Raw genomic sequence first — 26,649 nt, 5'->3', positions numbered from 1 at the left:
ACCCGACCCACGACTCAGGAGAGTTCCCGTGGTTGATGCCGCACGCCCGCCCACCAGGAGGCGGCACGGCGCCCGGACCGCCGTGCTGGCCCCGGTGGCCGCGCTCGCCGTCCTCGTCCCCTTCGCCCTGCCGAGCAGCGCCGACGACGAGGCAGGGCCGCCCCCGCCCCTGGTCGCCCAGGCGTACGACGGGGAGCAGCGCCTGGCCACCACCAAGGAGGTGACCGACCTCTGCGCGCAGGGGGCGCCGTGCACCTTCCGGGTCGACCGGGCGATCTCGCGCGAGTACCTCAGCGCGGTGATGTCCCTGGGGAACGCGGCCATCAACTGCTCGGACGGCGAGATGCAGATCGACCGCACCGTCACCTTCGTGACCAGCAGCACGGACAACATCGGCGGCGAGATCTCCGGCAGCGCGGCGATCGAGGGCGCGATCGACGGCACGGTGAGCGCCTCGGCCGCCGCCAGCGTGGCCCCGGGCGTCGTGGGTGGCACCACCCAGTGGGGATCGAGCAAGGACAAGGGCCCGACCACCCAGGACCAGGCCAAGACCTCGGTGGACGTCCCGGTCACCGTCTCCGGCTCGAACAGCCTGCACCTCGGCGCCAAGGCGAGCTTCGCGACGGCCTTCAAGGCGACGTACTCGCACCGCTGGCAATCCGTCAACACCGAGTCGACCAGGGTGGTGTTCACCGTCGCCCCGGGGGACGAGATCCAGTTCGGGGTGCTGAACGCCATGGTGCGCACGGCCGGTGCGCTGACGGTGGACGGCACCGGGAAGCTCATCAAGGACATCACGGTGGACAGCCCCTCCACCGCCAACGTCAGCGCGATCGTGGCGCAGAGCTTCAGCAGCCCGGACAAGTGCCTGACGCTCCGTCCGAAGGGCCGGTCGGCCGGGCTGGTCGAGCTGGCCCCCGAGCGGGACGGCCGCCGGCCGGGCGCCGTGTACGTCCGGACCGAGCAGGGTGAGTGGAGGAAGCGATGAGGACGCGTCACATGCGGGCGGCCGGGATGCCGAACGCCCTGGCGGTACTGACCGCCCTGACGGTGGTGACCGCCCTCCCGTGGCCCGCCGCCGCGGCGGAGGCCGGCGTCGAGGCGATGGCCGGCGTCGGGGCGATGGCGGCCGCCGAGGCCTTCGACGGCGCTACGGCGCTGCCCGACGCCGCCGCGGTGGCCCGGGGCTGCGGCGGGGAGTACGGCTGCTCGTTCCGGGTCAACCCGGCGGGCTCCCGGGAGTTCACCACCGCGGTGATGTCGCTCGGCAACGCCGCGATCAACTGCACCAACAAGGCGATCGACGTGCACCGCACGGTGATCCTGGAGTCCACCACCACCGACAACATCTCGGGCGAGATCTCCGGCACCGCCACGCTGGAGGGCACCATCGACAACACCACCACGGTGGCCGGCAGCGTGGGCGTGAGCAACAAGAACGAGATGACCCACACCGACCACACCGCCCCCAAGGACAAGGGGCCGAACTCGGAGATCACCAGCGGGGCGACGCTCGCGGCAGGCGGCTCGGTCGGCGCCTCCGGACAGGTCAAGCTGAGTGCCAAGGCCACCTTCTCGCTGGCCTTCAAGGCGACCTACTCCAAGGAGTGGCGGCGGACCAACACCGAGACCACGCAGGTCAAGTTCACCGTGCGGCCCGGCGACGAGCTCCAGTTCGGGGTGCTGAACGCGATGACCCGCACGGTCGGCGAGCTCAGCGTGGACGGCACCGGGAAGCTCATCAAGAACGTCACGGTGGACAGCCCCTCCAGTGTCAACGTCAGCACCCTGGTGGCGCAGACCTTCACCAGCCCGGACCGCTGCCTGACGCTCCGTCCGCCGGGCCGGGCCCTCGCCGAGGGGTCCCTCGAAGAGCTGCCGCCGCGCACCGACGGCTCCCGGCCGGACGCCCGGTACCGGCTGACGGCGGACGGGGCGTGGGTGCCGCTGGACTGAACCGTGCACGACGTGGCCGCCTGCCGGAGCTCCGGCAGGCGGCCACGTCGTGTGCGGGGGCTACGGGTTGAGCGGGACGGACCTGGTCCGGACCCCGGCGGGCGGGGCGTCCAGGGCCACCAGGCGCTGGTCCGCCCCCGGTGCGTTGTCCGGGGTGCCGCCGCTCGGGCGGGCGGTGCCGCAGCGCTGGAGCTCCACCTCGTTGAGCGGGCCGGTGCGCTGGAAGTAGCGGTCCGGGAGCGAGGTGGCCGGGACGTCGAAGGTGGCGTCCAGGCGGTAGGCGTTCCGGGAGTTGGTGAAGGTGCCGACCACCCGCTCGCGGGCCGGCTGCACCTCGATCCAACTCACCTCCCCCGGCTGGATGGTGGGGTTGAGCGACTTGGTGGTGGTCCGGCTCCAGGTGAGCGGGTTGCTGGTGGAGACCGCCGCCGGGTTGCCGCCGCCCGCCGCGAAGCCGGCCGCCACCTGGGCGGCCAGGTTGGGCCGGCTGACCGAGATGTCGGAGCGGTCCGGGGTGAGCGGGGCGCCCTTGAGCGCGTAGTACTGGCTGAGGTTGTCGTACGGGGGCTCGGTGTTGGTCATCGGGTGGTCGTCCACCACCGTGTTGCGGGTGCAGTTCACGTACACCTCGCCGACGATCCGGGTCCGCCCGTAGTACTGGTAGGAGTAGCGCCGGTCGACGGTGAACCGGCAGGCGGTGGTGGAGCCTTCGCAGTCGTCCACCGCCACGCCGGGCTCCAGGGCGGTGACCCCGTTGTAGGCCGAGGGGCCGGGCAGCCGCTCCTTGGCGATCTTCTGGTCCACCGGCGCGGGCAGCTGCTCGGCCGTCACGTTGGTGATCAGCGGCCCGCAGGAGAGCGAGCCGGTCTCCTCCGAGTCGAAGGAGACCATCGGGTTGTCCTCGGTGGCGGTGAACTCGAAGAGCCGGCCAGCGGTCCAGTGGGCCTTGCCCACCGCGTCGGTGCCCTCGGTGGTGACCTGCGGGTCCGGCGGGATGCCGGTCGGGACGACCAGCGAGACGTTGTAGGTCTGACCGTCCTTCACCTGGTCGAGCCTGCAGCCGGGGTGGGTGCTCGGGCTGTCGTCCCAGCGCAGGGTGACCCGGGAGCCGTTCTTCACGCCCCACAGGCGGGTGCGCATCGAGCGCGGCACGCCGTTCCAGTTGAGCGAGGTGGCCTGGTACCCCTGCGGGTGCTGGGCCAGCGCCTTGCCGAAGACCACCGCGTTGGTCTCGGGGTACCAGTCGGCGTGCCCGGCCTGGGTGCCGTTGTCGGGCGCGGCCGGGCGGGCGAAGGTGCCGTTGGGCACGGCGACCGGGACCGGCGCCGGGGCCGGGGTGGCGGCGTGGGCGGGCGGCGGCGCGGTGACGGCCAGGGCCAGCGCGGCGGCCGGGCAGCCCAGCCGGGCCAGGAGGTGACGGCGCATCAGCAGAACCACCACTCGCTCGGCGGGACCACCGCGTCCCCGGGCCCGGCGGAGGCGGTCAACGCGTTCGGCAGCGCGCAGAGCTCGTTCGCGGCGGCGTTCGGCGGCTCGTCCCGGGAGACCTTGCCGAAGTCGGTGACGGCCTGGGTCTGCTGCGCGATGCCGTCCTTCTCCGCCTTGCCGTCACCGGCCACGCTGCCCAGGCACTCCTTGCTGGTGGGCGGGCAGTTGTCGATCTTCTCCTTGCTCCCGGCCACGTCCTTGCACGCCGGGCTGTCCTTCGCGTCGCCCGCGCAGGGGTCGTTCTGCTCGGGCTTGGCGGGCGCGCCGAGCGGGGGCGCGGTCTGCTTGGCGGCGACGTTGGTGATCATCGGCCCGCAGCTGCCGGCCACGGCCGCGGTGAAGGTGATCGCCGGGGCGTCCTCGGCGGCGATGAAGGAGTACGTCCGGCCGGTGAACCAGTTCGGCTTGCCGGTCGCCTCGTTGGTGCTGAACGCACCCGCCGTGTTGGTGTCGCCGGCCACCGAGAGGGTGTAGGCGAGCTTCCCGCTGCCCTGGGCCACACAGGTGCCGGGGTCGTCATCCCAGCTGACCGTGACGGTGGCACCGGCCCGCACCCCGCGCACACGGCCGCTGAGCGGCTCCACCTTGTTGCCCCAGGTCAGAGTGGCAGCCTGGTAGCCGGCCGGATGCCCAGTCCGTGAGGCCTCCCTGACCACCGCAGGGCTCCAGCCGTCGGGGTTCCTCCCCCAGTAGCTGGTGGAGGGGACCGTCGGAGAGGAGAAGGTCCCGTTCACCACCACCGCCGGCTCGGTGTCCTCCGCCACCGCCGGGGCCGCCAGGGCCAGTGAGCTACTGAGCGTGATGACCAGGAGTCTGGCCCGATGTTTCCGCAGCACGGTTGTCTCCGCTGAACTCGGCAGTTTTTCCGGACTGTTGAGCGTCAGTCAGCTGACGGACACTCACGATCTTCCGTCATCCTCGGAGTCACGGTTACTCACCGCAATCAGGGCGAGCCGATAGAGCGAAGACGAACCATCTCGCTGGGCCATTGGCGTGGAAGGCCGCCGGAGGTGGTGAGGGCACCCCTCAGGCCCGGGTAGGTGTTCGAACGATCCCGATCCCCTGTCCCCCAGTGGCCGCCCGCTCACCGCGCCGCGCGGCCCGGATCGTCGAGGAATCCCCCATGACCCCCTTGCTCCGCCCTGCCCGCTGCCTGCGGGCGGGTGCCGCGCTGCTCGCCCTGGCCGCCGTCCTCCCCCTGACGACCGCTCAGCTCGCCGAGGCCGCCGACCGGCACGGGCAGCGGCCCCTGCCCGGCCACGCCACGCTCCACGGCGCGCCCGTCCACCGCTCCGCACCGCTCCAGTGACCCCCGACGTAGAGGAAGAGATGCACCCGCACCGCACGCTCCGCCGCCTGCCCGCCACCGCCGTCCCCGCCGTCATCGCCGGCCTCACCCTGCTGGGCGCCACCGCGCTGCCCACCTCCGCCGCCTCGGCCTACGACCTGCGGCTGCGGGCCTGGGGCCAGAACACCAACGGCCAGCTCGGCGACGGCACCGCCAAGACCCAGCGGCTGAGCCCGATCTCGGTGGTCGGCCTGTCCGGCGCCGAGGTGAACGGCATCTCCGCCGGTGGCAGCGGCACCGGGGCGGCGGCCGCCGGCTTCGCCCTCGCCCTGATGGGCAACGGCACCGTGGAGGCCTGGGGCCGCAACGACAAGGGCCAGCTCGGCAACGGGGCCAGCGGCACCACCGACGAGTGGTCGGTGCCCGGCCTGGTGCCCGGCCTGACCGACGTGGAGGCCGTGGCCGCGGGCGGCTCGCACGCCCTGGCCCTGCTCAAGGACGGCACCGTGAAGGCCTGGGGCCTCAACGACAAGGGGCAGTTGGGCGACGGCACCACCACCGACGCCAAGCTCCCGGTCACCGTCGCCGGGCTCAACGACGTCCAGGCCGTCGCGGCCGGTGACAACTTCAGCCTGGCCCTGCTCAAGGACGGCACGGTGAAGAGCTGGGGGAGCAACGACAAGGGCCAGCTCGGCATCACCGCCAAGCCCGCGTCCGGCGCCGCCGTACCCGCCCCGACCCCGGCCACCCGCACCACCGCGGTCGCCGTCCCGGAGCTGACCACCGTCAAGAGCATCACCACCGGGGCCTCGCACGCCATGGCGCTGCTCGCCGACGGCACCGCCGTCGCCTGGGGCCTGAACGACAAGGGCCAGCTCGGCGACGACACCGTGGCCAACAAGCCTTATCCCGTACCGGTGTTGGAGCTCAAGGGCGTCTCCGCGCTGGCCGCCGGCGGCTCGCACAGCCTGGCCCTGCTGGAGGACCGCACCGTCCGGGCCTGGGGCCTGAACACCAACGGCCAGGTCGGCGACAACACCCAGACCCAGCGCAACACCTCCGTCCCCGTCTCCGACCTGACCGGCGTGCTGGCCGTCGCGGCCGGCTCGGCCCACAACCTGGCGGTACTGGCCGACGGCACCGTCAAGGCCTGGGGTCTGAACGACAAGGGCCAGCTCGGCGACGGCACCACCACCCAGCGCCTCACCCCGGTGCAGGTGCTGGCCAAGTCCGGCAGCGTGTCCATGGTCGCGGCGCCGTCCAGCGGCAGCTTCAGCCTGGCGCGTTGACCAGCCATCGATTCCCTTACGGAAGGCAGAAGATGAACCACCCCCGCCGGACCGGCCGCGTCCTGGCCGCCACCCTCGCCGCCGTCGCCATAGCCGCTCCGCTCGCCCTGCCGGCCGGAACCGCGCACGCCCAGGAGAAGCGGCTCAAGTCCTGGGGCAACAACCGCGCCGGGCAGCTCGGCGACGGCACCTGGACGGACTTCCGCACCACCGCCACCACCGTGCTCGGCCTGACCAGCGCTGAGGTGGTGAAGATCGCGGCCGGCGGCGCGGGCGCCCACAACGGGCACGGCCTGGCGCTGCTCACCGACCGCACCGTGCAGTCCTGGGGCTCCAACAACTCCGGTCAGCTGGGCGACGGTTCGGTCTTCAGCCACAACGCGCCGGGGCAGGTGGTGAACCTCTCCAACGCCACCGACATCGCGGCCGGCGGCACCCACAGCCTGGCCCTGCTGGCCGACCGCACCGTGGTCTCCTGGGGCCACAACAACTACGGTCAGCTCGGCAACGGCACCAACAACGACAGCTCGGTGCCGGTCCGGGTCGAGGGCCTCAACAAGGTGGTGGCGATCGCCGCCGGGCTCAACCACAGCATCGCACTGCGCGAGGACGGCACCGTCTGGGCCTGGGGCTACAACATCAACGGCCAACTGGGCGACGGCATTTCGGCCAGCCGCGCCGTCCCCAACCAGGTCTCCGGGCTGACCGGGGTCACCAAGATCGCGGCGGGCTGCGACCACAACCTCGCCCTGGTCGGCCCGCCGAGCAGCACCACCAAGCCCACCAGCGGCAACGCCATCAAGGCCTGGGGCTACAACGCCACCGGCCAGCTCGGCGACAACTCCACCATCAACCGCTACAGCCCGGTCGACACCCAGGGCATCTGGCTCGGCGGCGTCTCCCAGATCGCCGCCGGGTGCAAGCACAGCATGGCCGTCACCGACTCCGACAACAAGCTCAAGGCCTGGGGCCAGAACACCTCCGGCCAGATCGGCGACGGCACCACCGACTACCGGATCACCCCCGTACCCGTCCCGGCCCTCACCGGCATCCAGCTGGTGGTCGGCGGCCGCGAGCACACCGTGGTCCTGCTCGGCGACAACACCGTCCGCTCCTGGGGCAACAACGGCTCCGGCCAGCTCGGCAACGGCACCACCACCGACAGCTCCACCCCGGTCACCACGCTCACCGCCCTGACCGGCGTGGACAAGCTGGCCGCCCCGGTCGGAGGTGACTTCAGCCTGGCCAACTGACCGTCCGTCACCCCTGCCCGCCCCGGACCTTGACAGCCGGGGCGGGCAGTGGATTACTGGGCACCGTTCTCGCGCACCGACCGAATGACCGGTCGGACGGCCGGACGGCGGAGGAGATGCGATGGGCAAGCGCCTGGGAGAGCCCCTGCCGGCGGAACTGCTGGACGCCGGTGAGCGGCTGACGCCCGAGGAGCTGAGGGAGCGCCAACTCACCCTGCTCCGGGGCACCCTGCGCCACGCCTACGACAACGTCGAGCTCTACCGGCGCAAGTTCGACGCCGCCGGGGTCCGCCCCGAGGACTGCCGCACTCTCGCCGACCTGGCCCGCTTCCCCTTCACCACCAAGGCGGACCTGCGCGAGACCTACCCGTACGGGATGTTCGCCGTCCCGATGGACCGGGTGCGCCGCATCCACGCCTCCAGCGGCACCACCGGCCGCCCCACCGTGGTCGGCTACACCGAGGGCGACCTCTCGAACTGGGCCGACCTGGTGGCCCGCTCGATCCGGGCGGCCGGCGGCCGGGCCGGGCACAAGGTGCACGTGGCCTACGGGTACGGGCTGTTCACCGGCGGCCTCGGCGCGCACGACGGCGCCACCCGGGCCGGCTGCACCGTGATCCCGGCCTCCGGCGGCATGACCGCCCGTCAGGTCCAGCTGATCCGGGACCTGGAGCCCGAGGTCGTCATGGTGACCCCCTCCTACCTGCTCACCCTGCTGGACGAGTTCGAGAAGCAGGGCGTGGACCCGCGCTCCACCGCGCTGGAGGTCGCGATCCTCGGGGCCGAGCCCTGGACGGAGGAGATGCGCCGCGAGATCGAGGAGCGCACCGGCGTCCACGCGGTCGACATCTACGGCCTCTCCGAGGTGATGGGGCCGGGCGTGGCGCAGGAGTGCGTGGAGACCAAGGACGGCCTGCACATCTGGGAGGACCACTTCCTCCCCGAGATCGTCGACCCGCTGACCGACGCGTCCCTGCCGGACGGCGAGCACGGCGAGCTGGTCTTCACCTCGCTCACCAAGGAGGCGCTGCCGGTCATCCGCTACCGCACCCGGGACCTGACCCGGCTGCTGCCGGGCACCGCCCGCCCGGCCTTCCGCCGGATGGAGAAGGTCACCGGCCGCAGCGACGACCTGATCATCCTGCGCGGGGTCAACCTCTTCCCCACCCAGATCGAGGAGATCCTGCTGCGCACCCCCGCGGTCGCCCCGCACTTCCAGCTCCGCCTGACCCGCCGCGGCCGCCTCGACCACCTCACCGTCCGAGTGGAGGCCCGCCCCGACGCCGACCCGCGGGCGCGGGCCGAGGCCGGGGCGGCGATCGTCCGGGACGTCAAGGACGGCATCGGCGTGAGTGCCGAGGTCGAGGTGGTCGACCCCTACACGCTGGAGCGCTCGGTCGGGAAGATCCAGCGGATCGCCGACCTGCGCTCCGAGGGTGACTAGGGCACGTATCGGGTTGTGATCAGTTCGTGGGTTTCGGCCTCGTGGCCGGGCCTGGTCGGATAGATCGTGTTGTGTGACGCGAGTTCAACTGACTGATGCCGAGTGGGAGTTCATCGAGCCGTTTCTGCCGGTCGGCGGGTACGGCCCCTACCCCGAGCGGTTGCGCCGCCAGTTCGAGGGTGTGATCTGGCGGTTTCGGACGGGTGGGCAGTGGCGGGAGATGCCGCGGGAGTTCGGTGCCTGGTCGACGGTCCACAACCGCTTCCGGCAGTGGCGGGATGCCGGGGTCTTCGAGGCCCTGCTGGAAGGTGCGATTGCGGAGGCGGCGAAGCGGGGCGAGGTGGACCTGTCGCTGGTCAGCGTGGATTCCACCACTGTGAGGGCCCACCATGACGCCGCTGGGATGCACCTGGATCCGGATACGCTCGCCGACTTGGAGAAAGCCGCGGAGGAAGCGGACAGGGCCCGGCAAAAGGGGGCGGCCCGGAGGGACAAGACGGGCAGGGCAGCACATACGACCCGGGGTGGGAGGAGCGGCGGCGTGTCCGGCGCAGGCGAAGGCTCCGTCTGAAGGCCGCCTTGCTCGGGCGCTCCAGGGGTGGTCAGACCAGCAAGGTCCACGTCGCCGGTGAGCGCAAGTGCCGCCCGCTGGTGCTCGTTCTGACCGAGGGCCAGGCCGCTGACAGCCCGCAGTTGATCCCCGTGCTGGCCAATGTGCGGGTCCGTGGGCCGGTCGGCCGCCCCCGCACCCGGCCCGACGCGGTCGCCGGCGACAAGGCCTACTCGTCCCGCGGCAACCGCGCCTACCTGCGCAAACGCCACATCAAGGCAGTCATCCCGGAGAAGCGGGACCAGGCCGCCAACCGGAAGAAGAAGGGCTCCGCGGGTGGCCGGCCCGTCAGCCACGACACCGGCCTCTACAAGGACCGCAACACCGTCGAGCGCCTGATCAACAAGCTGAAGGCCTGGCGAGGCATCGCTACCCGGTACGACAAAACCCCGGAAAGCTACCTCGCCGGCCTCCACCTCCGCGGAGCGATGATCTGGATCAGCGACCTCACCAAGACCCAATGATCACAACCAAATACGCTCCCTAGCGGTCGTCCCGGTCCTCGTCGTCGCGGTCGCCCTCGGCCTGCGATTCCTCCCAGGCGTGCATGGTCTGGTACGAGGTGATGCCCTCCTCCGGGTCGGCCGCCCGGATGTCCTCCCGCTCGGTGGCGTCCTTCTCGGCGAGCCGCTGCTGCATGTCCGACATGGTGGCGCTCCCTGGTCCGTGGGCCCGCTGCTGCGGGGCCACCTTCCAGCGTGCTCTCATCCGCCCGGCGCGGCCAGCTCCGCCAGCAGCGCCGGGTTGACCAGCTCCAGCACCGCGCGGACGTCCGCCTCCGGCACGGCGGGCCAGAGCACCTCGCGCGCTCCCCGGTACCGGCGGGCCAGCCGCTCCCGGCTGTCCGCGTCCAGGGCGGCCACCCGCTCGGGGTGGGAGTTGTGCGCGTTGTCGGCGATCTTCACCAGGGCGGCGGCCTGGTCCCCCGCCACCTGACGGATCATCTCCTCGTACCCGACCCCCGCCACCCGGGTGACCCGTCGCACGGTGGCCACCACGGCGGCGGGCACCCCGGCGCGGAGCAGGTCCTCCTCCGTCAGCGGGGTGTCCTCCAGCACGTCGTGCAGCAGCCCGGCCATCCGCAGGCCGTCCCCGAACGGCGCCAGCCCGGCCGCCACCGCCCGGACGTGGCCGATGTACGGCACGCCGAGCTTGTCCACCTGCCCCGCGTGCGCCTGCTCCGCCAGGGCGTCCACCTCGGCCAGGGTCAGCATCCGTCCTCCAGGTCCGCGCTCTCCGTCGAGGGCCCACTGTACGGGCAGGGCCAGCAGGCCCCGGGCGCGCAGCGAGGGGCGGTGGCGCAGCTCGGCGGCGGGCTGACCGAGGGTCAGGCCCGGGAGGCGGCGCAGCAGGGCGGTGAGGGCGACCTCGGTCTCCAGCCGGGCCAGCGGGGCGCCGAGGCAGTAGTGGATGCCGTGGCCGAGGGCCAGGTGCTGGTTCTCCGGGCGGGCCAGGTCCAGGCGGTCAGGCTCGGGGAAGTGGGCGGGGTCGCGGTTGGCGGAGGCCAGGGCGAGCAGGACGGTCTCCCCGGCCGGGACGGTGACGCCGCCGATGGTGAGGTCCTCCGTGGTGAAGCGGCGGATGGCCAGCGGGGCGGGGCCGTCGTAGCGGGCGAACTCCTCGACGGCGGAGGCGGCCAGGGCCGGGTCCCGTCGCAGGGCGGCGAGCTGCTCGGGGTGGGTGAGCAGGGCGAGGACGGCGTTGCCGATCAGGTGGACGGTGTTCTCGTAGCCGGCGAACAGGATCAGGAAGGCGAGCGAGGTCAACTCGTCCTCGCCGAGCCGGTCCTGGGCGTCGTTCTCGTCGCGGACGGCGATCAGCGCGGAGAGCAGGTCCTCGCCGGGCTCGGTGCGCTTGCGGGCGATCAGCTCGGTGAAGAAGGCGAGCATCGCGCCGACCGCGGCCTTGGCGTCCTGCGGGCGGGCCGGGTCGGGGGCGACCAGGGTGTCCGTCCAGGCCCGGAAGTCGTGCCGGTGGTCGGCGGGGACGCCGAGCAGGTCGCAGATCACGGTGATCGGCAGCGGGGCGGCGTAGGCGGAGATCAGCTCGGCCCGGCCGAGCGGGGCGATCGCGTCGAGCAGTTCCTCGGCGGTCCGCTCGACGGCGGGGCGCAGGGCGGCGATCCGGCGCGGGGTGAAGGCCTGGGAGACCAGGCGGCGGATCCGGGTGTGGTCGGGCGGGTCCATGTTGAGCAGGTTGGCGTCCAGCGCGGGCGGGAGCGAGAAGCCGCGGTAGTTGCCGGGGGTGGCGTGGCGCTTGTCGAGGGCCAGGCGCGGGTCGGCCAGGGCCTGGCGGACGTCGGTGTAGCGGGTCACCAGCCAGACCGGCAGCCCGTCGGGGCCGGTGACGCGGTGGACGGGGCCGGCCTCGCGGAGGGCGGCGTAGCCCGCGTAGGGGTCGGCGGTGAGCAGGGCCACCGGGTCGGCTGCGGGAAGTTGAGAGGTCGTCACCCGCCCCACCCTAGGGTCAGGCCCGGGAACGCCGCCGGGGCGGCCTCCCCTGACGTGGTGTCAGCGGTGGCCGCCCGGTGCGGTGGTGGGGGTGTCACTTGGGGTCGCGGTCGTAGACGTTCTTGGACCAGCGGTAGCCGAGGACGGTCAGGCCCAGGCACCAGGCGAGGGCGATCCAGCCGTTGTTGCCGATCTCGGTGCCGAGCAGCAGGCCGCGCAGGGTCTCGATGGCGGGGGTGAAGGGCTGGTACTCGGCGATGGGCTGGAACCAGCCGGGCATGGCGTTCACCGGGACGAAGGCGCTGGAGATCAGGGGCAGGAAGATCAGGGGCAGGGCGTTGTTGCTGGCGGCTTCGGCGCTGGGGCTGACCATGCCCATCCCGACGGCGATCCAGGTCAGGGCGAGGGCGAAGAGGGAGAGCAGGCCCAGGGCGGCGAGCCACTCCAGGACGGTGGCGTCGGTGGAGCGGAATCCGATGGCGACGCCGACGGCGGCGACCAGGACGACGGCGGTGACGGACTGGACGACGCTGCCGATGACGTGGCCGATCAGGACGGAGCCGCGGTGGATGGCCATGGTGCGGAAGCGGGCGATGATGCCCTCGGTCATGTCGTTGGAGACGGAGACGGCGGTGCCCACCGTGGTGCCGCCGATGGTCATCAGCAGGATGCCGGGGACCAGGTAGGCGATGTACCCGGAGCGGTCGGCGCCGGCGCCGCCGATGCCGGCGCTCATCACGTCGCCGAAGACGTAGACGAACAGCAGCAGCAGGACGATCGGGGTGAGCAGGAGGTTGAGGGTCAGGGAGGGGTAGCGGCGGGCGTGCAGGAGGTTGCGGCGCAGCATGGTGGAGGAGTCGCGCACGGCCGGGGACAGGGAGCTGCTCATCGGGTGGCCTCCGCGGGGTGGGTGGTGAGGGCGAAGAAGACGTCGTCGAGGTCGGGGGTGTGGACGGTGAGTTCGTCGGCTTCGATGCCGTGGTTGTCGAGGTGGTCGAGGATGCGGCGCAGGTGGCGCTGGCTGCCGTCGCTGGGCAGGTGGAGGGTGAGGGTGTCGTCGTGGCGGGCGCCTTCGGTGAGGGTGGCGGCGGCGTCCTGGTAGGCGTGGGGGTGGGTGAATCGCAGGCGGACGTGGCCGCCGGGGATGAGGCGCTTGAGTTCGTCGGCGGTGCCCTCGGCGACGATGCGGCCGCCGTTCAACACGGCGATGCGGTCGGCGAGTTCGTCGGCCTCCTCCAGGTACTGGGTGGTGAGGAAGACGGTGGTGCCGTCGGCGACCAGCTCGCGCACGATCTGCCACATGGCGTGGCGTGAGCGCGGGTCCAGGCCGGTGGTGGGCTCGTCCAGGAAGATGATGCTCGGGCTGCCGACCAGGGTCATGGCGATGTCCAGGCGGCGTTTCATGCCACCGGAGTAGGTGGAGGCGGGCTTGGTGGCCGCCTCCGTCAGGTCGAAGCGGCGCAGGAGGTCGGCCGCCACCTTGCGGCCCTCGGCCTTGGGCAGGTGGTGCAGGTCGGCCATCAGCAGCATGTTCTCCTCGCCGGTGATCAGGCCGTCGACGGCGGAGAACTGGCCGGTGACACCGATCGCGGCGCGCACCTGCTGGGGCCGGGTGGCCAGGTCGTGGCCGGCCACCTGGGCCTGGCCGCCGTCCGCGCCGATCAGGGTGGACAGGATCTTCACGACGGTGGTCTTGCCGGCGCCGTTGGGGCCCAGCAGGGCGAACACCGACCCGGCCGGGATGCGCAGGTCGACCCCGTCCAGCACGGTCTTGTCCCCGTAGGACTTGCGCAGACCGACTGCGGAGACAGCGGCAGGAGCATCGGCACTCCTGGGCGTGGGCATGACAGACGAAGGCATGGAGCCCTCCCCTTTCGGTGAACGGACTTGCCTGGATGGTGGGTGGGTCGAAGCGGTCAGCCCCGGGCGCGCAGCACGTCGATGTTGCCGTAGCGGGTACGGGCGTGGACCTTGACGGTCTCCTCGGTCTCCGCCGGGGCCTCGGAGCTGGTGAGCATGTTGCGCACCTGGCCGGCGCCGGAGTTGACGTCCAGCCAGGCGGCGGTGCCCTGCCGGATGCCCACCTCGATGGCGCCGTAGTTGGTCTCCAACTGGGCGGTGCCGCGCACCACTTCGCCGACCCGGATGGTGCCGTGGGCGGTGGTGGCGGTCACCGAGCCCTCGGCCCGGCGAACGTCGATGTCGCCGTTGGCGCCGCTCACCCGCAGGTCGCCGCCGGCCAGCTCCACGCTGGTGGTGCCGTGCGAGTTCTTCAGGACGGCGGGGCCGCTGACGCTGCCGACCCGGAGGCTGCCGGTGCTGGTGGTGATCTCGGCCGTGCCGTCCACCCGCTCGACGGTGATCGAGCCGTGCGAGGCGGTCAGCCGGAGCGGGCCGGTGGTGTCCAGCCGGGTGTCACCGGTCGAGGTCTTCACCCGGACCTCGCCGAGCCGGCCCTCGCCGAGCACCTGGGCCCAGGCGCCGGTGACGTCGACCGCCGAGCCGGTGGGCAGCTCGACCGTGATGTCCACGGTGCCCGGCTTGCGCAGCGTGTTGCGGAACTTGGGCGTCTTCACGGTGAGCACACCGTTCACGAAGGTGACCTCGGCCTGCTCGACGGCCCGGCGGTCGCTGTCCTTCTTGGGGTTGCGGGGCAGCACCTCGACCACGGTGTCGGTGCGGTCCCCCGCACTGAGGCGGATGGAGCCGGCCTCGACGTGGGCGGTGACGGTGATCGGGGCGGGGGTGTCGAAAGAAGGCATGGCGGTGGCGTCCTCTTGGCTCTCGGCGGCATCCCCGCAGGTGGGGGACGCGCGGTGGAATCCGGCGCGCGGATGACGCGCCGTCAGGAGGTGCAGGTTCTAGCGGACCCAGCCGGTGATGCTCTGTCCGGAGGACTGGACCCGGCCGGGCTGGGTGGGCCGGGCGGTGGCGCCGCCGTCCAGGGCGGACGAGACGGCGCGCACCAGCCAGGCGTTGACCGACAGGCCCTCGCGGCTCGCGGCCTCCTCCGCCCGTGCCTTGAGCGGCGCCGGCAGCCGCAGGTTGACCCGGGCGGTGGCGCCGCCCTCGTCGGGCTCGCCCGTCGCGGGGAAGGGCTCGGCGGGAGCGTACGGCTCCCCCGGGGCGCCGCGGTCGGCGGGCGGCAGCGTCACCACGAAGTCCGGGTCGAGCCCGCGCAGCCGCACGTCGACCGAGCCCGGGGCCAGCTCACGGGTGATCTCGTCCATCGCGGCCGAGAGCACGTTGAGCATGGTGAGCCTGGTCGCCGACTCCAGGGGGGCGGTCAGGCGCTCCGCGAGCTCGCGGGCGTCCTCGCCCCCCGCCTCGGCGGCCACCGCGAGTTCGCGGCGGAGGGTGTCGACATACGGGGTGAGGTCCATGACGCCATCATGGCACCACGGTGGCACCACCCGCAAGCCCCCGCGATGCCACCATGGCACCACATGGCGCCATACATGCTCTGACCTGGCCTGATACCCCGAGAACGATCCGCGACACCGTGACACCACACCCCCTCCGACTGGGCTTACGGCGCCATCGTGGCACTACATGGCACCACCCCAGCGCCATGTGGCACCACGGCCCCACGGGCATACGGTGACGCCGCCGCGCCTTGAGAGCGGAGGACGTCCCCTACGGAGAGGAGAGCACCCCGTGCCGGTGCAGCCCATCTCGCCCGAGCGCCTGGCCGAGCTGCTCGCCGACCGGATCGCCGCACTGCCCGTCGACGACGGCCGCCGTGCCCGGGTCGCGCTGGACGGCGCGGACGCCGCCCGGCCCGGCGAGCTGGCCGACGCCCTGGTGGAGCCGCTGCGGCTGCGCGGCCGCCCGGTGCAGCGGGTGTCGGCCGCCGACTTCCTGCGGGCCGCCTCGATCCGGCTGGAGTACGGCCACCAGGACGCCGACGCCTTCCACGACCTCTGGCTGGACGAGGGCACCCTGCTGCGCGAGGTGCTCGACCCGCTGGAGCCCGGCGGCAGCGGCCGGGTGCTGCCCACCTTCCGCGATCCGGCCACCGACCGCTCCACCCGGGCCGCGTACGTCACCCTGCCGCCCGACGCGGTGCTGCTGCTGGACGGGCCGCTGCTGCTCGGCCGCTGGCTGCCCTTCGACCTGACGGTCCACCTGGCCCTGACCCCGGCCGCCCTGGCTCGCCGTACCGCGCCCGAACAGCGCTGGACCCTGCCGGCCTTCGCCCGCTACGCCGAGGAGACCGACCCGGCCTCGCTGGCCGACCTCACCGTCCGCTGCGACGACCCGCGCCACCCGGCCCTGGTGACGGCCGTTCAGGCGTAGGACCGCGCTGGCAGCGGGGGCACCAGTAGGCCGGGCGCTCGCGGTCGTGGGTGGCCACCCGGACGGGGGTCGTGCAGCGCAGGCAGGGTCTGCGGTCGCGGCCGTAGACCCAGTGCGTCCGGCCGGGGCGAGCGTCGGGGACGGTCGGGTGGCCGGAGCGGGTCTTGTTGGCGTCCAGCAGCCGCTGGGCCCGGGCGAGCAGCCGCTCCAGCACCGGGGCGGCGTCGGCGACCGGGGCCCAGGGGGTGAGGGAGGCCAGGTAGCAGAGCTCGTTCGCGTAGATGTTGCCGATCCCGGCGAGGTTGCGCTGGTCCAACAGGGCCTCCCCGAGCGGCCGTTGCGGCTCGGCGAGCAGCCGGCGGGCCGCCTCGGCCACGTCCCAGTCGGGGCCCAGCAGGTCCGGGCCGAGGTGGCCGACCACGGTGGACTCCTCGGCGGTGCGCAGCAGTTGGACCACCGGCAGCCGGTACCCGACGGCGGTCGGCCCCTCGGTGCCGAGCACGGCCCGGATCTGGTGTGCGGGGCCGCCGGACCACCGCTCCCCCGGCCCGAAGACCGCCCAGCGGCCGTCCATCCGCAGGTGGGTGTGGAGGGTCAGGCCGCCGTCGAACCTGGTCAGCAGGTGTTTGCCGCGCGGCACCGTGCCGAGCACCCGACGGCCCGTCAGGTCGGCGGTGGCGTGCGCCGGCACCCGCAGCTCGGACCGGGTCAGCACCCGCCCGGTGAGGGCCCGGTCCAGCTCGGCGGCGACGCGGTGGACGGAGTCTCCTTCTGGCACCCGTCCATCATCGGGCACCGGGTGGGCTCCGGCGAAGATCAACAGCGCTGGTATGTTCCCGTCCCGAAGATCATTTGATCGACGGAACCGATGTGCGGGGGCACGGAACAGCATGAGCGACACCACACACGTCCACGCCGTCCCGCGGCAGCGCGACGGCGAGTCCATCCGGGCCGGGGGCGACGGGGCACGGGGCATCAGTTCCGCTCCGCTCGCCCGGGGTTCGCACCAGGGCGTGCTGCCCTTCCGCCCCGGGGGCGACACCGACGTGGTGGTCGGCGAGGTGGTGATCGCCCCCGGCGGCACCACCGGCTGGCACTACCACCCCGGGCCGGTGCTCGCCGTGGTCAGGTCCGGCACCCTGACCAGGCAGCTGGCCGACGGCACGGTGGAGACCACCGAGCCGGGCGGCGTGGTCTTCGAGCCGGCCGGGCCCGCGTACCCGCACGTCGGCCACAACCACGGCACCGAGCCGGTGGTCCTGATGGTCACCTACCTCACCCCGGCCGGCTGCCCGCTCTCGGTGGACGCCCCGGCGCCCGCGTGGTCCGAGGCGGGCTGAGCCGGCCCGGCCTGCCCGGCGGTCAGGCGCCGACGCCCGGCAGGCCGGTCTCCAGGCCGTCCAGCGCGTGCGAGCAGACGCAGTCCCGCTCGGCGGGCAGGGCCTCCAGGGCCTTGAAGAGGACGGTGCGCAGCCGGTCCACGTTCCGCCCGAAGACCTCCAGCACCTCGGCGTGGGTGACGCCCTCACCGGTCTCCACGCCCGCGTCGAGGTCGGTGACCAGGGCCAGCGAGGTGTAGCAGAGGCCCAACTCCCGGGCCAGGACGGCCTCCGGATGGCCCGTCATGCCGACCACCGACCAGCCGTTGGCGGTGAACCAGCGGGACTCGGCGCGGGTGGAGAAGCGCGGGCCCTCGATCACCACCAGCGTGCCGCCGTCCACCGGCTCCCAGGCGCAGCCCCGGGCGGCGGCCAGCGCGACGGCGCGGCCGTCGGGGCAGTACGGGTCGGCCATCGAGACGTGCACCACCTCGGGGCGGCCGCCGCCGGGCAGCGGCAGCCCGTCGTAGTAGGTCTGCGGCCGGCCGGCGGTGCGGTCCACGAACTGGTCCGGCACCAGCAGCGTGCCCGGCCCGTACTCGGCCCGCAGGCCGCCCGTGGCGCAGGGGCCGAGCACCTGACGGACCCCCAGGGAGTGCAGCGCCCAGAGGTTGGCCCGGTAGTTGATCCGGTGCGGCGGCAGGGTGTGGCCCCGGCCGTGGCGGGGCAGGAAGGCCACCCGGCGCCCGGCCACCTCGCCGAGCAGGACCGAGTCGCTCGGCGGCCCGTACGGGGTGTCCACCACCACCTCGGTGACCTCGTCCAGCAGGGCGTACAGCCCGGACCCGCCGATCACGCCCAGCTCGGCACGGGCGGAACGGTCTGCGCTCTGGCTCATGGTGACGGCCTCTCAGTCGCTGCGGTCGCTTCGTCGGCTACGTTCTTCGGTCGCTGTTCGAAGATCCAACTCCACTCTACGGAGCCGGGGCATGATGGCCTCGCACCGCACCACCGCCGACGATCCTCCTGGGGGACCCCGTGACCGACGACCGCGCGTACCGGCTCCACGCCGGTGATGCCCGCTCCCCGGTGATCCTGCACGTGCCGCACTCCTCCCGGACGGTGCCGCCCGAGGTCCGCCGCGGCATCCTGCTGGACGATCCGGCCCTGGCCCTGGAGCTGGACCACATCACCGACGCCCACACCGCCGAGCTGGCCGCCGCCGCGGCCGCGGCCGCGGACCTCACCCCCTGGCGGTTCGTCAACCGGCTCTCCCGCCTGGTGGTCGACCCCGAGCGCTTCCCGGACGAGCGGGAGGAGATGCTGAAGGCCGGCATGGGCGCGGTCTACACCCGCACCACCCACGGCGGGCGGCTGCGCCCGGACGACCACGACCACGGGCCGCTGCTGGAGCGGTACTTCCACCCCTACGCGGCCGCCCTCACCGAGGCGGTGGAGGAGCGGCTGGCCGCCGTCGGCCGGGCCGTGGTGATCGACGTGCACTCCTACCCGACGGCGGCGCTGCCGTACGAGCTGCACGGCGAGGGCCCGCGTCCGCCGGTCTGCCTGGGCACCGACCCGTTCCACACCCCCGCCGGGCTCCTGGCGGCGGCCCGCGCGTGCTTCGAGGGCTTCGGCGGCACCGGGCTGGACAGCCCCTTCGCCGGGACCTACGTGCCGCTGCGGCACTACGGGAAGGACGCCCGGGTCGGCGCGCTGATGGTGGAGATCCGCCGCGACGGCTACATGACCGAACCGGGCGGCCCGGCCGGCCCCGGGCTCGGCGCGCTGGCCGCCGCCCTGGCCCGCCTGGTGGACCGGGTCTCCGCCCCGGACACCGCCTGACGGCCGCCCGGGAAACCCGGTGGACGGCGGGCAGGGGGGGCACTGCAGAATTGGCGCCGTGTCAGAATACGAAGATCCGCATTTCGCCTACGTCCCACCCCCCGCCCCGGCCCGGCGACGCCTGAGCAAGAAGGTCAAGGCCGGTCTGGTCGGCGGCTCCGTGCTGGCCGTGCTGCTCGCCGTCAACCTGGGGATCGACGACGGCCGGGACAAGTACGAGGCGAGCGTCAAGAACCCGTCCGCGGACGGACGGGCGCGGATCATCCCGGGCGAGGCGACCCGCGAGCAGCCCTGGCTCGGCTCGCCCGCCGCCGCCTGGGCCGAGGGCGAGGCGGGCATCGTGCTGCCCGAGGCGCGCCCGGTGGGGGCGTTCACCGCCGAGCAGGTGGCCGTCCACCTGCGGACGGTGCGCGCCTTCCTGGCCGCCGGCAACCTCGACCCGGCCACCGTGAAGGGCGGCACGCCCCGGCAGGCGCTGGAGCTGCTGACCGAGGAGAGCCGCGAGGAGCTGGAGGCCCAGCTCACCCGCCCCACCGAACAGGACGACCCGGCACTGGTGTTCAGCCGCTTCGACCCGCTGCGCGCCGTACCGGTCACGGACACCGTGAAGGTGAAGGGCGAACTGAGCTTCGCCGAGGGCGACAAGGGCTCGCTGGTGGTGAAGACCGACTACAGCTTCGTCTACGCGCTCTGGCCCGGCCCGGAGGCGGGGAGGCCGCGAAGCTCCGCGAGCCCGAGCAGCGTGGTGCCGGCCGCCTTCGGCAACCCGGTCTTCCAGGCCCGGGTGGAGCGCGAAGTGGTCCGCCGCCAGCAGGAGTTCCACTTCCTGGACCCGGAGAAGTACCGGGTCGAGCCCGGCCGGATGGCCGTCGGCCGGCTGGCCGCCAGCTTCGCCAACAACGTCTGCACGATGGGCAGCGGCTTCCTGGAGACCGACTTCGGCGGCTCCGACGAGGACGTCGACACCTCGGGCAAGCCGGGCGACCCGTACGACCGGGGCAGCGGCGACGCCGCGGGCGACGGCGGCTGCCACGCCATCCGCCGGACCTGACGCTCCGCCGGTCCGCCCAGGGCACCCTCGCGGGTGCCCGGGCGGACCGGCCGCTCAGGGCGCGTCCGGGCCCACGTCGGCCGTGGTCAGCGGGCGGCGCACCGGCGGCTGGGTGGAGTACTGGTCGGCGCCCACGTCACGGGCGGTGCCGCGCGGCTGGCCGTCCACGTCCTCGGTGACCGCCCGGGTGCCGGTGTAGCCGGCGGCCCCGATGGCCGGGCTGCCGGCCGAGAGGCGGTTGACCCCGTCGGCGCCGCGCACCAGCCGGGGGTCGACCCGGCGCCAACCCCCGGCCGGGGCGGTGCCGTTGGCGGCGGCGCCCCACAGGATGTTGCCCTGCCAGGTGAAGCCGGTGGTGCGGCCGAGGCCGACCAGGGTGCCGCGCTCTGCGACCAGCAGGTTGTCGGCGATCACCACGTTCCGCGGCTCGTACGTGCGCTCCTCGCCGGAGAGCCCGCCGGCGTTCCCGGCCAGGGTGTTGTGCAGGACCAGCGCGCGGTCGCAGGCGTCGTGGCCGGTCCGCTCGGAGTCCGGCTCGCCCGCGTAGTGGTCCCGGGTGGAGCCGCTGCCGATCACCAGGGCCCGGCCGGTCAGCCCGGTCAGGTGGTTGTTGACCACCACGTGGTCGTTGCCGTAGAGCCGGATGCCCTCGCCGCCGTCGAGCAGGTGGTTGCCCTCGACGGTGGAGCCGTTGCCGTGCCGGAGCACGATGCCGCCCCTGCTGTCCCGCAGGGTGTTGTAACGGACCGTGTTGCCCGAGGACTTGACCGAGACCGCCTCCGCGTCGCCGTCGCAGCGCTCGAAGAGGTTGTACTCGACGGTGGCGTCCGCGTCGCCCAGCGCCCGGTGGCTGACGCCCAGTCGGATCGCCTCGCCGCCGTTGGAGCCGGTGTAGCGGTGGTCGGAGAAGTGGTTGCGCAGCACCGTCAGCCGCTTCGCCACCTCCTGGCGATCGGCGCCCGGGCCGTCCAGCACCAGGAAGACCCCGGCGGTGCTCTTGTCGTGGAAGCGGTTGCGGTCCACCTTCACGTCGTTGCCGGAGACCACCAGCCAGTGGAAGCCGGTGGTGTCGGTGAGCCGGAAGTCGTTGCGGGTGAGCCGGATCCGGGAGCAGCTCTCCGGGATCTCCAGCGTGCTGCTCTGCCGGAAGGCGAAGCCGGTGACGGTGATGTTGCCGGAGTCGGCGAACTCGAAGCCCTTCGCCCCCTGGAGCACCACCCCGCCCTTGGACTCGGCCGCGATGGTGATCGGCGCGGCCGTGGTGCCGTTGCGCCCGGAGACCCGGATCGGCCGGTTGGCCGGGACGGTGTAGGTGCCGTTGGCGAGGACCAGCCGGTCGCCCGGCACGGCGCGGTCGATCGCCTGCTGGAGCGCGTCCAGCGTGGTGTACGGACCGGCCGCCGCGGCGGGCAGCGTCGGTACGAGACCGAGTGCGGTGCCCGCCACGGCGGCGGTGACGAAGGTCCGACGGTGCATCAGCTCTCCTCCGGGGTGGGGCCCGCCACGGCGGCGGGCCCGTCGTACCCGGTACGTCCTATCCCACGGGGATCGGCGCACGACACCCCCGGACGGCGGGGGTCACCGTCCGGCGGGGGTCACCGTCCGGCGGCCACCGGCTCCGGCCGCTGCTCGGCGTCGGTCGGACGGGGCGGGAGCTTCGCGCCCTCGATGTCCACGTCCGGGGTGATCCGGTCCAGCCACTTCGGCAGGCCCCAGGCCCGGCGGCCGAGCAGCGCCATGGCGGCCGGGACCAGGGTCATCCGGACCACGAAGGCGTCGATCAGGACGCCGAAGGCGAGCGCGAAGCCGATCGACTTGATGATCGGGTCGTGGTTGAAGACGAAGCCACCGAAGACCGCGACCATGATCAGGGCGGCGGCGGTGACGACCCGTCCGCTCTGCGCCAGGCCCTGGGTGACCGCCCCGGCCGCGTCCTTGGTGTGCTCGTAGTGCTCGCGCATCCGGCTGACCAGGAAGACCTCGTAGTCCATCGCCAGGCCGAACAGCACGCCGATCAGCAGGACCGGCAGGAAGCTGGTCACCGGCCCGGCCGAGGGCACGTCCAGCACCCCGTTGAGGTGCCCCTGCTGGAACACCCAGACGGTGGCGCCCAGCGCGGCGGCGATCGAGAGCAGGAAGCCGAGCGCGGCCTTGAGCGGCACCAGCACCGAGCGGAACGCGATGGTCAGCAGGACCAGGGCGAGCAGCACGATGATGGCCACGAAGAGCGGCAGCACGTCCGAGAGCTTGTGGGAGATGTCGATGGTGGCGGCGGTGCCGCCGGCGATGTAGAGGGTGCCGCCGGCCTTCTCGACCTCGGGGGCCAGGGCCCGCAGGCGGTGCACCATGTCGGTGGTGGCCTCGTCGTCGGGGCCGGTCCTCGGCACCACCGCGACCACGCTCAGACTGCCGTCCGGGCCGGCGGTCGGCGGGGCCACCACGGCCACGCCGGGGTCGGCGGCGAGGGAGCGGGCCAGGCCGGTGACGGTGGCGGGGCGCTGCTCGGCGGGCACCCCGGCGGTGTCCACGACGGCGACCAGGGTGGCGTTGAAGCCGGGGCCGAAGCCCTCGGTCAGCAGCTGGTGGCTCTTGTGCTGGGTGCTGCTGGTGGGCTGGGAGGCGTTGCTCGGCAGGCCCAGGCGCAGGTCCTTGGCGGGCAGCGCGAGGGCGACCAGGCCGACCACGCCGACCAGCAGCACGACCAGCGGACGGCGGGTCACCAGGGCGGCCCAACGGGCGCTCCAGGACGGGGAGTTCACGGCTCCCTCGGCTCCCTTGGGCTTCTTCTCCGCCTTGGGCTTCGGGCGCAGGCGCTCGCCCGCGAAGCTCAGTGCGGCGGGCACCAGGGTGACGGCGATCAGCACGGCCAGCAGCACGGTGACGGCGGCGGCCAGGCCCATCGCGGTGAGGAAGGGGATGCCGGTGACCGCGAGGGCGGCCAGCGCGATGATCACCGTGGCTCCGGCGAACACCACCGCGCTGCCGGCGGTGGCCGTGGCCCGGGCGATGGAGTCGTCCATCTCGGCCTCGGGGTCGGCCAGTTGCTCGCGGTGGCGGGAGATGATGAAGAGCGCGTAGTCGATCCCGACCGCCAGGCCGATCATCAGGGCGAGCACGGTGGCGGTGCTGGTGAGGTCCACGAAGCGGGAGACGAACTGAACGCCCATCACCCCGATGACCACCCCGACGGCGGCGGTCAGCAGCGGCAGCCCGGCCGCCACCAGTGAGCCCAGCGCCAGGAACAGCACGGCGAAGGCGATCACCACGCCGACCACCTCGGCCGGGCCGCCGACCTCGGTGACCGGTGCCATCACCGAACCGCCCAGCTCCACCTGGAGCCCGGCGCCGCGCGCCTGGGTGACGGCCTCGGTGAGCGCGTCCTTGGAGCTCTGCGGCACCTGGTCGGCCGGGCGGTCGAACAGCACGTCGGCGAAGCCGATCCGGTGGTCCGGCGAGACCGCGCCGGTCTCGGCGGGCGGGGCCACGTGCACCACGCCGGGCACGGTGGCGGCCCTCTTCAGCCCCTCGGCCACGGCCTGCTGGGCGGTCGGGTCGGTCAGCGCCTGCCCCTCGGGGGCCGCGAACACCACCCGGGCGGTGCCGCCGGAGGCGGTCGGGAAGCGGTGCTCCAACAGGTCCTGGGCCTGCTGGGACTCGATGCCCGGCACGGTGAACTCGGTGCTCGGCTTGCCGTGCAGGGTGGCCCCGAGACCGCCGACCACCGCGAGCACCAGCAGCCAGACCGCGACCACCGACCCGCGGCGGCGTATCGCCCACCGCCCCAAGCCGTACAGGCGTGCCGCCATGCCGTCCTCCCTCTTGCCTCGCTCCGTGCCCCGTCCGGGCGCTTCGTTGCACCGTACGGCATTTTTACACTGGACTGTAATTTAACCCTGGGTGGTAATCTCCGCACCATGACCAGTGACGGCCGCCAGGACGGCCTTAGGGAGCGCGGGAAGGCCAAGCGCCGGGACGCGATCGTCCGGGCCGCGCTCAAGGAGTTCGCCGCCCGGGGCTTCGACGCGACCACCATCGCCGACATCGCGGCCGAGGCCGAGGTCTCGCCCCGCACGGTCACGCTCTACTTCCCCTCCAAGCTCGACCTCGCCCTGGCGCACTTCGACGGCTTCACCGCGGAGCTCGCGGCCGGGCTGCGCGACCGCCCCGAAGGGTGGACGATCTTGGACGCGCTGGAGCACTGGCTGCGCACCCGGTTCGCCGAGAACACCGAGCTGGACGAGCTCAGCGAGCAGATGCTGGAGGCCGACCCCCGATTGAAGGGCCTGGCCAACTCCCGGCTGGCCGAGGTCATCCAGGAGGGCACCCGCCTGTTCGCCGAGGAGACCGGCAGCGCCCCCGACGACTTCGCGCCCCGGCTGGCGGCGGCCGCGGCGGCGGGCATCGTCTCCGAGCTCTGCTACAGCCCGGAGCGGGAGAACATCGAGACCGCCATCGCCTTCCTCCGCGCGGGCATCGCCACCCTGCCGTAGCCGCCCTCGGCGACCCTCGGCGACCCGAAGGGGCGCGGGGCTCTGCCGATCTGCGGCTGCGCCGCGGGGCGCGCATCGGAAGAGACCTACCGAGCGCCGGGTGCCGGCCTCCGCCTGCAGGTGATTCCCCGTTCCCGGCACACGGGTCGTCCCCCTCCGCACTGCGCGGCCCTTGTGGCCGGGCCTGCCCGGCGCGGGCGTACAGTGGCCGTCCCCGGACGGGGCCTGAACGGGAGGACGGACGAGACGTGAACAGAGCGGTGGGCCACCGGACCCTGCGGTGGCGGGGGCGGCGGCCGGACGGCGCGGAGGCCGCGGTGCTGGTGCTGCACGGGGGCAAGGAGTTCAGCCAGGACCGGCCCGGCCCGGTCAACCTGCCGGCCCTGCGGATGGCCGGATTCGCCCGCGCGGTGGCCAGGGTGACGGCGGGTCAGCGGATCGCCCTCGGCGCCGTCCGCTACCGCTACCGGGGCTGGAACGGCGACCACGCCGACGCCGCCCGCGACGCCAGTGCCGCGCTCAGCGACCTCGCCGAGGCCCTCGGCCCCGTGCCGACCGTCCTGATCGGCCACTCCATGGGCGGCCGCGCGGCGATCCGCGCCGCCGGCCACCCGTGCGTGGCGGGTGTGGTGGCCCTCGCGCCGTGGTGCCCGCCCGAGGAGCCGGTGGCCCAGCTCAAGGACCGCACCCTGCTCACCCTCCACGGCGACCGGGACACCGTCACCGACCCCGCCGCCACCCGCCTGCTCGCCGCCCGCGCCCGCGAGGCCGGCGCCCGGGTCGCGGGCTACACCGTGCACGGCTCGGGCCACGCCCTGATGCAGCGGCCCGGCGAGTGGCACCGCACCACCGCCGACCTCACCGCCGCCCTCCTCGGCCTGCGCCCCTTCCCCACCGAGGTCGCCACCGCCTTGGCCCTCGCCGACGGCCAACCGGGCGGCCTGGAACTCACCTTGGCCTGAGCGAAAGCGCGGCAAAGCGTGATGCCGGGGCGCGGGGCTCTGCTGATGTGCGGCTCCGCCGCGTGGGCGCGCGGCGGAGCCGCACAGACCCGTGTGCCGGGTACGGACAGCCACGTGCACCTGAGTCTCCGTACCCGGCACACGGGTTTCGTCCTTCCGCAGCGCGCAGTTCCCCGCGCCCCTGACCGCCCTCCGGGCGGTCCGAGGGCGGTCCGAGGGCGGTCCGAGAGCGACCAGGGCGGCTTTTTCCGGTCCGGCGTGGCATAGCGGACATGTTCTGACCTAGTTACGGCCTACCTTTTCTCTTGTCGACGGAACGACCGACCAGAACGACGAAGACGGAGAGCCACCATGACCGAGACCACCAAGACCGCCCCGGCCCTCACCGGGGAGCGCGCCGACCTGCTGGAGCAGCTCGCCAAGTCGCGGTTCTTCCTCCGCTTCACCGCCAACGAGCTGACGGACCGGCAGGCCGGGCACCGGTCCACGGTCAGCGGGCTGACCGTCGGCGGTCTGATCAAGCACGTCGCGAGCGTGGAGAAGACCTGGGTGGACTTCATCCTCGAGGGCCCGTCGGCGATGCCGGACTTCAGCGCGATGACCGAGGCCGACTTCGCCGCCCGGGAGAACGACTTCCGCCTGCTGCCGGGTGAGACGCTGGAGGGCGTGCTGGCCGCGTACGCCGAGGTGGCCGCCCGGACCGACGAGCTGGTGGCCACCCTGCCCGACCTGGACGCGGCCCAGCCGCTGCCGAAGGCGCCGTGGTTCGACCAGGACGCCAAGTGGTCGGCCCGCCGGGTGCTGATGCACATCGTCGCCGAGACCTCCCAGCACGCCGGCCACGCCGACATCGTCCGCGAGGCGATCGACGGCACGAAGAGCATGGGCTGACGCCCCCTCGACTC

Annotated in this window: 25 protein-coding genes and 2 pseudogenes; 14 read left to right on the top strand and 13 right to left on the bottom strand. The window is 73.3% G+C overall.

Going from position 1 to position 26,649, the window contains the following annotated elements:
* The first annotated feature begins 28 nt into the window (after nucleotides 1-28).
* Both ACIA8O_RS02140 and ACIA8O_RS02135 read left to right on the top strand, forming a co-directional pair.
* Nucleotides 29-988, top strand: a complete 960-nt coding sequence (locus ACIA8O_RS02140) for a hypothetical protein (RefSeq protein WP_396291577.1) — start codon at nucleotides 29-31, stop codon at nucleotides 986-988.
* Nucleotides 985-1,956, top strand: a complete 972-nt coding sequence (locus ACIA8O_RS02135) for a hypothetical protein (RefSeq protein ID WP_396291576.1) — start codon at nucleotides 985-987, stop codon at nucleotides 1,954-1,956. The genes ACIA8O_RS02140 and ACIA8O_RS02135 overlap by 4 nt, the downstream gene beginning before the upstream one ends.
* A 60-nt stretch (nucleotides 1,957-2,016) precedes the next feature.
* Here ACIA8O_RS02135 and ACIA8O_RS02130 read toward each other — a convergent pair whose 3' ends face one another.
* Together ACIA8O_RS02130 and ACIA8O_RS02125 are read right to left on the bottom strand one after the other, a co-directional pair.
* Nucleotides 2,017-3,381, bottom strand: coding sequence for a hypothetical protein (locus tag ACIA8O_RS02130; protein WP_396291575.1), 1,365 nt, complete (start codon nucleotides 3,379-3,381; stop codon nucleotides 2,017-2,019).
* On the bottom strand, nucleotides 3,381-4,280 hold the full coding sequence (locus ACIA8O_RS02125; RefSeq protein ID WP_396291574.1) for a hypothetical protein: 900 nt from the start codon (nucleotides 4,278-4,280) through the stop codon (nucleotides 3,381-3,383). The genes ACIA8O_RS02130 and ACIA8O_RS02125 overlap by 1 nt, the downstream gene beginning before the upstream one ends.
* Before the next feature lie 287 nt (nucleotides 4,281-4,567).
* On the opposite strand from ACIA8O_RS02125, the gene ACIA8O_RS02120 reads away from it, so the two are divergent.
* From ACIA8O_RS02120 to ACIA8O_RS02100, 5 genes and pseudogenes are all read left to right on the top strand, one after another.
* Nucleotides 4,568-4,753, top strand: a complete 186-nt coding sequence (locus ACIA8O_RS02120) for a hypothetical protein (protein WP_396291573.1) — start codon at nucleotides 4,568-4,570, stop codon at nucleotides 4,751-4,753.
* Nucleotides 4,754-4,773: 20 nt separating this feature from the next.
* Complete coding sequence (locus tag ACIA8O_RS02115; protein WP_396291572.1) at nucleotides 4,774-6,021, top strand: RCC1 domain-containing protein; 1,248 nt, start codon at nucleotides 4,774-4,776, stop codon at nucleotides 6,019-6,021.
* Between the two features lie 32 nt (nucleotides 6,022-6,053).
* The gene (locus ACIA8O_RS02110; RefSeq protein WP_396291571.1) at nucleotides 6,054-7,274 is read left to right on the top strand and encodes an RCC1 domain-containing protein; all 1,221 of its coding nucleotides are present in this window, start codon (nucleotides 6,054-6,056) and stop codon (nucleotides 7,272-7,274) included.
* Nucleotides 7,275-7,395: 121 nt separating this feature from the next.
* Complete coding sequence (gene paaK, locus ACIA8O_RS02105; RefSeq protein WP_396291570.1) at nucleotides 7,396-8,718, top strand: phenylacetate--CoA ligase PaaK; 1,323 nt, start codon at nucleotides 7,396-7,398, stop codon at nucleotides 8,716-8,718.
* A 73-nt stretch (nucleotides 8,719-8,791) separates the two neighbouring features.
* A pseudogene (locus ACIA8O_RS02100) lies at nucleotides 8,792-9,792 on the top strand (IS5 family transposase).
* A gap of 19 nt (nucleotides 9,793-9,811) precedes the next feature.
* Here ACIA8O_RS02100 and ACIA8O_RS02095 read toward each other — a convergent pair.
* The 7 genes and pseudogenes from ACIA8O_RS02095 to ACIA8O_RS02065 form a co-directional block, all read right to left on the bottom strand.
* Complete coding sequence (locus tag ACIA8O_RS02095; protein WP_396291569.1) at nucleotides 9,812-9,976, bottom strand: hypothetical protein; 165 nt, start codon at nucleotides 9,974-9,976, stop codon at nucleotides 9,812-9,814.
* A gap of 56 nt (nucleotides 9,977-10,032) precedes the next feature.
* Complete coding sequence (locus tag ACIA8O_RS02090) at nucleotides 10,033-10,542, bottom strand: HD domain-containing protein (RefSeq protein WP_396292104.1); 510 nt, start codon at nucleotides 10,540-10,542, stop codon at nucleotides 10,033-10,035.
* Nucleotides 10,543-10,575: 33 nt separating this feature from the next.
* Nucleotides 10,576-11,778: pseudogene (locus ACIA8O_RS02085) on the bottom strand (cytochrome P450); the annotation flags it as partial.
* 94 nt (nucleotides 11,779-11,872) lie between these two features.
* Nucleotides 11,873-12,667 (bottom strand): ABC transporter permease, encoded by a 795-nt coding sequence (locus tag ACIA8O_RS02080; RefSeq protein ID WP_396291568.1) that lies wholly within the window; start codon nucleotides 12,665-12,667, stop codon nucleotides 11,873-11,875.
* Entirely contained in the window at nucleotides 12,664-13,638 is a 975-nt protein-coding gene (locus ACIA8O_RS02075) for an ATP-binding cassette domain-containing protein (RefSeq protein WP_396291567.1), read from the bottom strand. Before ACIA8O_RS02075 ends, ACIA8O_RS02080 begins: the two co-directional genes overlap by 4 nt.
* A 56-nt stretch (nucleotides 13,639-13,694) precedes the next feature.
* Nucleotides 13,695-14,540, bottom strand: coding sequence for a DUF4097 family beta strand repeat-containing protein (locus ACIA8O_RS02070; protein ID WP_396291566.1), 846 nt, complete (start codon nucleotides 14,538-14,540; stop codon nucleotides 13,695-13,697).
* Nucleotides 14,541-14,639: 99 nt separating this feature from the next.
* Nucleotides 14,640-15,161: a hypothetical protein gene (locus ACIA8O_RS02065; RefSeq protein ID WP_396291565.1), complete on the bottom strand. Its 522-nt coding sequence runs from the start codon at nucleotides 15,159-15,161 to the stop codon at nucleotides 14,640-14,642.
* Nucleotides 15,162-15,435: 274 nt separating this feature from the next.
* Here ACIA8O_RS02065 and ACIA8O_RS02060 point away from each other — a divergent pair, with 274 nt between their 5' ends.
* A complete protein-coding gene (locus ACIA8O_RS02060) occupies nucleotides 15,436-16,077 on the top strand; it encodes a uridine kinase (RefSeq protein WP_396291564.1) in 642 nt (213 codons plus the stop codon).
* Here the strand turns inward: ACIA8O_RS02060 and ACIA8O_RS02055 are convergent.
* Nucleotides 16,019-16,855, bottom strand: a complete 837-nt coding sequence (locus ACIA8O_RS02055; RefSeq protein WP_396291563.1) for a DNA-formamidopyrimidine glycosylase family protein — start codon at nucleotides 16,853-16,855, stop codon at nucleotides 16,019-16,021. The genes ACIA8O_RS02060 and ACIA8O_RS02055 overlap by 59 nt on opposite strands.
* 112 nt (nucleotides 16,856-16,967) lie before the next feature.
* Between ACIA8O_RS02055 and ACIA8O_RS02050 the strand changes: the two genes are divergently transcribed.
* The gene (locus ACIA8O_RS02050; RefSeq protein ID WP_396291562.1) at nucleotides 16,968-17,417 is read left to right on the top strand and encodes a cupin domain-containing protein; all 450 of its coding nucleotides are present in this window, start codon (nucleotides 16,968-16,970) and stop codon (nucleotides 17,415-17,417) included.
* A 22-nt stretch (nucleotides 17,418-17,439) separates the two neighbouring features.
* Here the strand turns inward: ACIA8O_RS02050 and ACIA8O_RS02045 are convergent, their stop codons facing one another.
* Complete coding sequence (locus ACIA8O_RS02045; RefSeq protein ID WP_396291561.1) at nucleotides 17,440-18,294, bottom strand: S-methyl-5'-thioadenosine phosphorylase; 855 nt, start codon at nucleotides 18,292-18,294, stop codon at nucleotides 17,440-17,442.
* 140 nt (nucleotides 18,295-18,434) lie between these two features.
* Between ACIA8O_RS02045 and ACIA8O_RS02040 the strand changes: the two genes are divergently transcribed.
* Together ACIA8O_RS02040 and ACIA8O_RS02035 are read left to right on the top strand one after the other, a co-directional pair.
* Nucleotides 18,435-19,241, top strand: coding sequence for an N-formylglutamate amidohydrolase (locus ACIA8O_RS02040; protein ID WP_396291560.1), 807 nt, complete (start codon nucleotides 18,435-18,437; stop codon nucleotides 19,239-19,241).
* A gap of 58 nt (nucleotides 19,242-19,299) precedes the next feature.
* Complete coding sequence (locus ACIA8O_RS02035; protein WP_396291559.1) at nucleotides 19,300-20,292, top strand: hypothetical protein; 993 nt, start codon at nucleotides 19,300-19,302, stop codon at nucleotides 20,290-20,292.
* Between the two features lie 54 nt (nucleotides 20,293-20,346).
* Here the strand turns inward: ACIA8O_RS02035 and ACIA8O_RS02030 are convergent, their stop codons facing one another.
* Nucleotides 20,347-21,768 (bottom strand): polysaccharide lyase 6 family protein, encoded by a 1,422-nt coding sequence (locus ACIA8O_RS02030; RefSeq protein ID WP_396291558.1) that lies wholly within the window; start codon nucleotides 21,766-21,768, stop codon nucleotides 20,347-20,349.
* A gap of 119 nt (nucleotides 21,769-21,887) precedes the next feature.
* On the bottom strand, nucleotides 21,888-24,098 hold the full coding sequence (locus ACIA8O_RS02025) for an MMPL family transporter (RefSeq protein ID WP_396291557.1): 2,211 nt from the start codon (nucleotides 24,096-24,098) through the stop codon (nucleotides 21,888-21,890).
* Nucleotides 24,099-24,206: 108 nt separating this feature from the next.
* Here ACIA8O_RS02025 and ACIA8O_RS02020 point away from each other — a divergent pair, with 108 nt between their 5' ends.
* The 3 genes from ACIA8O_RS02020 (at nucleotide 24,207) to ACIA8O_RS02010 (ending at nucleotide 26,635) form a co-directional block, all read left to right on the top strand.
* A complete protein-coding gene (locus ACIA8O_RS02020) occupies nucleotides 24,207-24,782 on the top strand; it encodes a TetR/AcrR family transcriptional regulator (RefSeq protein ID WP_396291556.1) in 576 nt (191 codons plus the stop codon).
* A 248-nt stretch (nucleotides 24,783-25,030) separates the two neighbouring features.
* Nucleotides 25,031-25,744, top strand: a complete 714-nt coding sequence (locus tag ACIA8O_RS02015) for an alpha/beta fold hydrolase (RefSeq protein WP_396291555.1) — start codon at nucleotides 25,031-25,033, stop codon at nucleotides 25,742-25,744.
* Between the two features lie 351 nt (nucleotides 25,745-26,095).
* Nucleotides 26,096-26,635 (top strand): DinB family protein, encoded by a 540-nt coding sequence (locus tag ACIA8O_RS02010; protein ID WP_396291554.1) that lies wholly within the window; start codon nucleotides 26,096-26,098, stop codon nucleotides 26,633-26,635.
* The last annotated feature ends 14 nt before the right edge of the window (nucleotides 26,636-26,649 follow it).

It is taken from the genome of Kitasatospora sp. NPDC051853 (assembly GCF_044452665.1).
Taxonomy (GTDB): Bacteria; Actinomycetota; Actinomycetes; order Streptomycetales; family Streptomycetaceae; genus Kitasatospora.
This window is presented reverse-complemented; position numbering and strand designations above follow the sequence as displayed.

Coding starts and splice junctions, on each gene's coding strand:
- ACIA8O_RS02010 (WP_396291554.1), top strand. CDS start 26,096: ATGACCGAGACCACCAAGACCGCCCCGGCCCTCACCGGGGAGCGCGCC.
- ACIA8O_RS02045 (WP_396291561.1), bottom strand. CDS start 18,294: ATGAGCCAGAGCGCAGACCGTTCCGCCCGTGCCGAGCTGGGCGTGATC.
- paaK (WP_396291570.1), top strand. CDS start 7,396: ATGGGCAAGCGCCTGGGAGAGCCCCTGCCGGCGGAACTGCTGGACGCC.
- ACIA8O_RS02130 (WP_396291575.1), bottom strand. CDS start 3,381: ATGCGCCGTCACCTCCTGGCCCGGCTGGGCTGCCCGGCCGCCGCGCTG.
- ACIA8O_RS02095 (WP_396291569.1), bottom strand. CDS start 9,976: ATGTCGGACATGCAGCAGCGGCTCGCCGAGAAGGACGCCACCGAGCGG.
- ACIA8O_RS02050 (WP_396291562.1), top strand. CDS start 16,968: ATGAGCGACACCACACACGTCCACGCCGTCCCGCGGCAGCGCGACGGC.
- ACIA8O_RS02030 (WP_396291558.1), bottom strand. CDS start 21,768: ATGCACCGTCGGACCTTCGTCACCGCCGCCGTGGCGGGCACCGCACTC.
- ACIA8O_RS02120 (WP_396291573.1), top strand. CDS start 4,568: ATGACCCCCTTGCTCCGCCCTGCCCGCTGCCTGCGGGCGGGTGCCGCG.
- ACIA8O_RS02135 (WP_396291576.1), top strand. CDS start 985: ATGAGGACGCGTCACATGCGGGCGGCCGGGATGCCGAACGCCCTGGCG.
- ACIA8O_RS02020 (WP_396291556.1), top strand. CDS start 24,207: ATGACCAGTGACGGCCGCCAGGACGGCCTTAGGGAGCGCGGGAAGGCC.
- ACIA8O_RS02075 (WP_396291567.1), bottom strand. CDS start 13,638: ATGCCTTCGTCTGTCATGCCCACGCCCAGGAGTGCCGATGCTCCTGCC.
- ACIA8O_RS02110 (WP_396291571.1), top strand. CDS start 6,054: ATGAACCACCCCCGCCGGACCGGCCGCGTCCTGGCCGCCACCCTCGCC.
- ACIA8O_RS02080 (WP_396291568.1), bottom strand. CDS start 12,667: ATGAGCAGCTCCCTGTCCCCGGCCGTGCGCGACTCCTCCACCATGCTG.
- ACIA8O_RS02025 (WP_396291557.1), bottom strand. CDS start 24,098: ATGGCGGCACGCCTGTACGGCTTGGGGCGGTGGGCGATACGCCGCCGC.
- ACIA8O_RS02090 (WP_396292104.1), bottom strand. CDS start 10,542: ATGCTGACCCTGGCCGAGGTGGACGCCCTGGCGGAGCAGGCGCACGCG.
- ACIA8O_RS02070 (WP_396291566.1), bottom strand. CDS start 14,540: ATGCCTTCTTTCGACACCCCCGCCCCGATCACCGTCACCGCCCACGTC.
- ACIA8O_RS02115 (WP_396291572.1), top strand. CDS start 4,774: ATGCACCCGCACCGCACGCTCCGCCGCCTGCCCGCCACCGCCGTCCCC.
- ACIA8O_RS02065 (WP_396291565.1), bottom strand. CDS start 15,161: ATGGACCTCACCCCGTATGTCGACACCCTCCGCCGCGAACTCGCGGTG.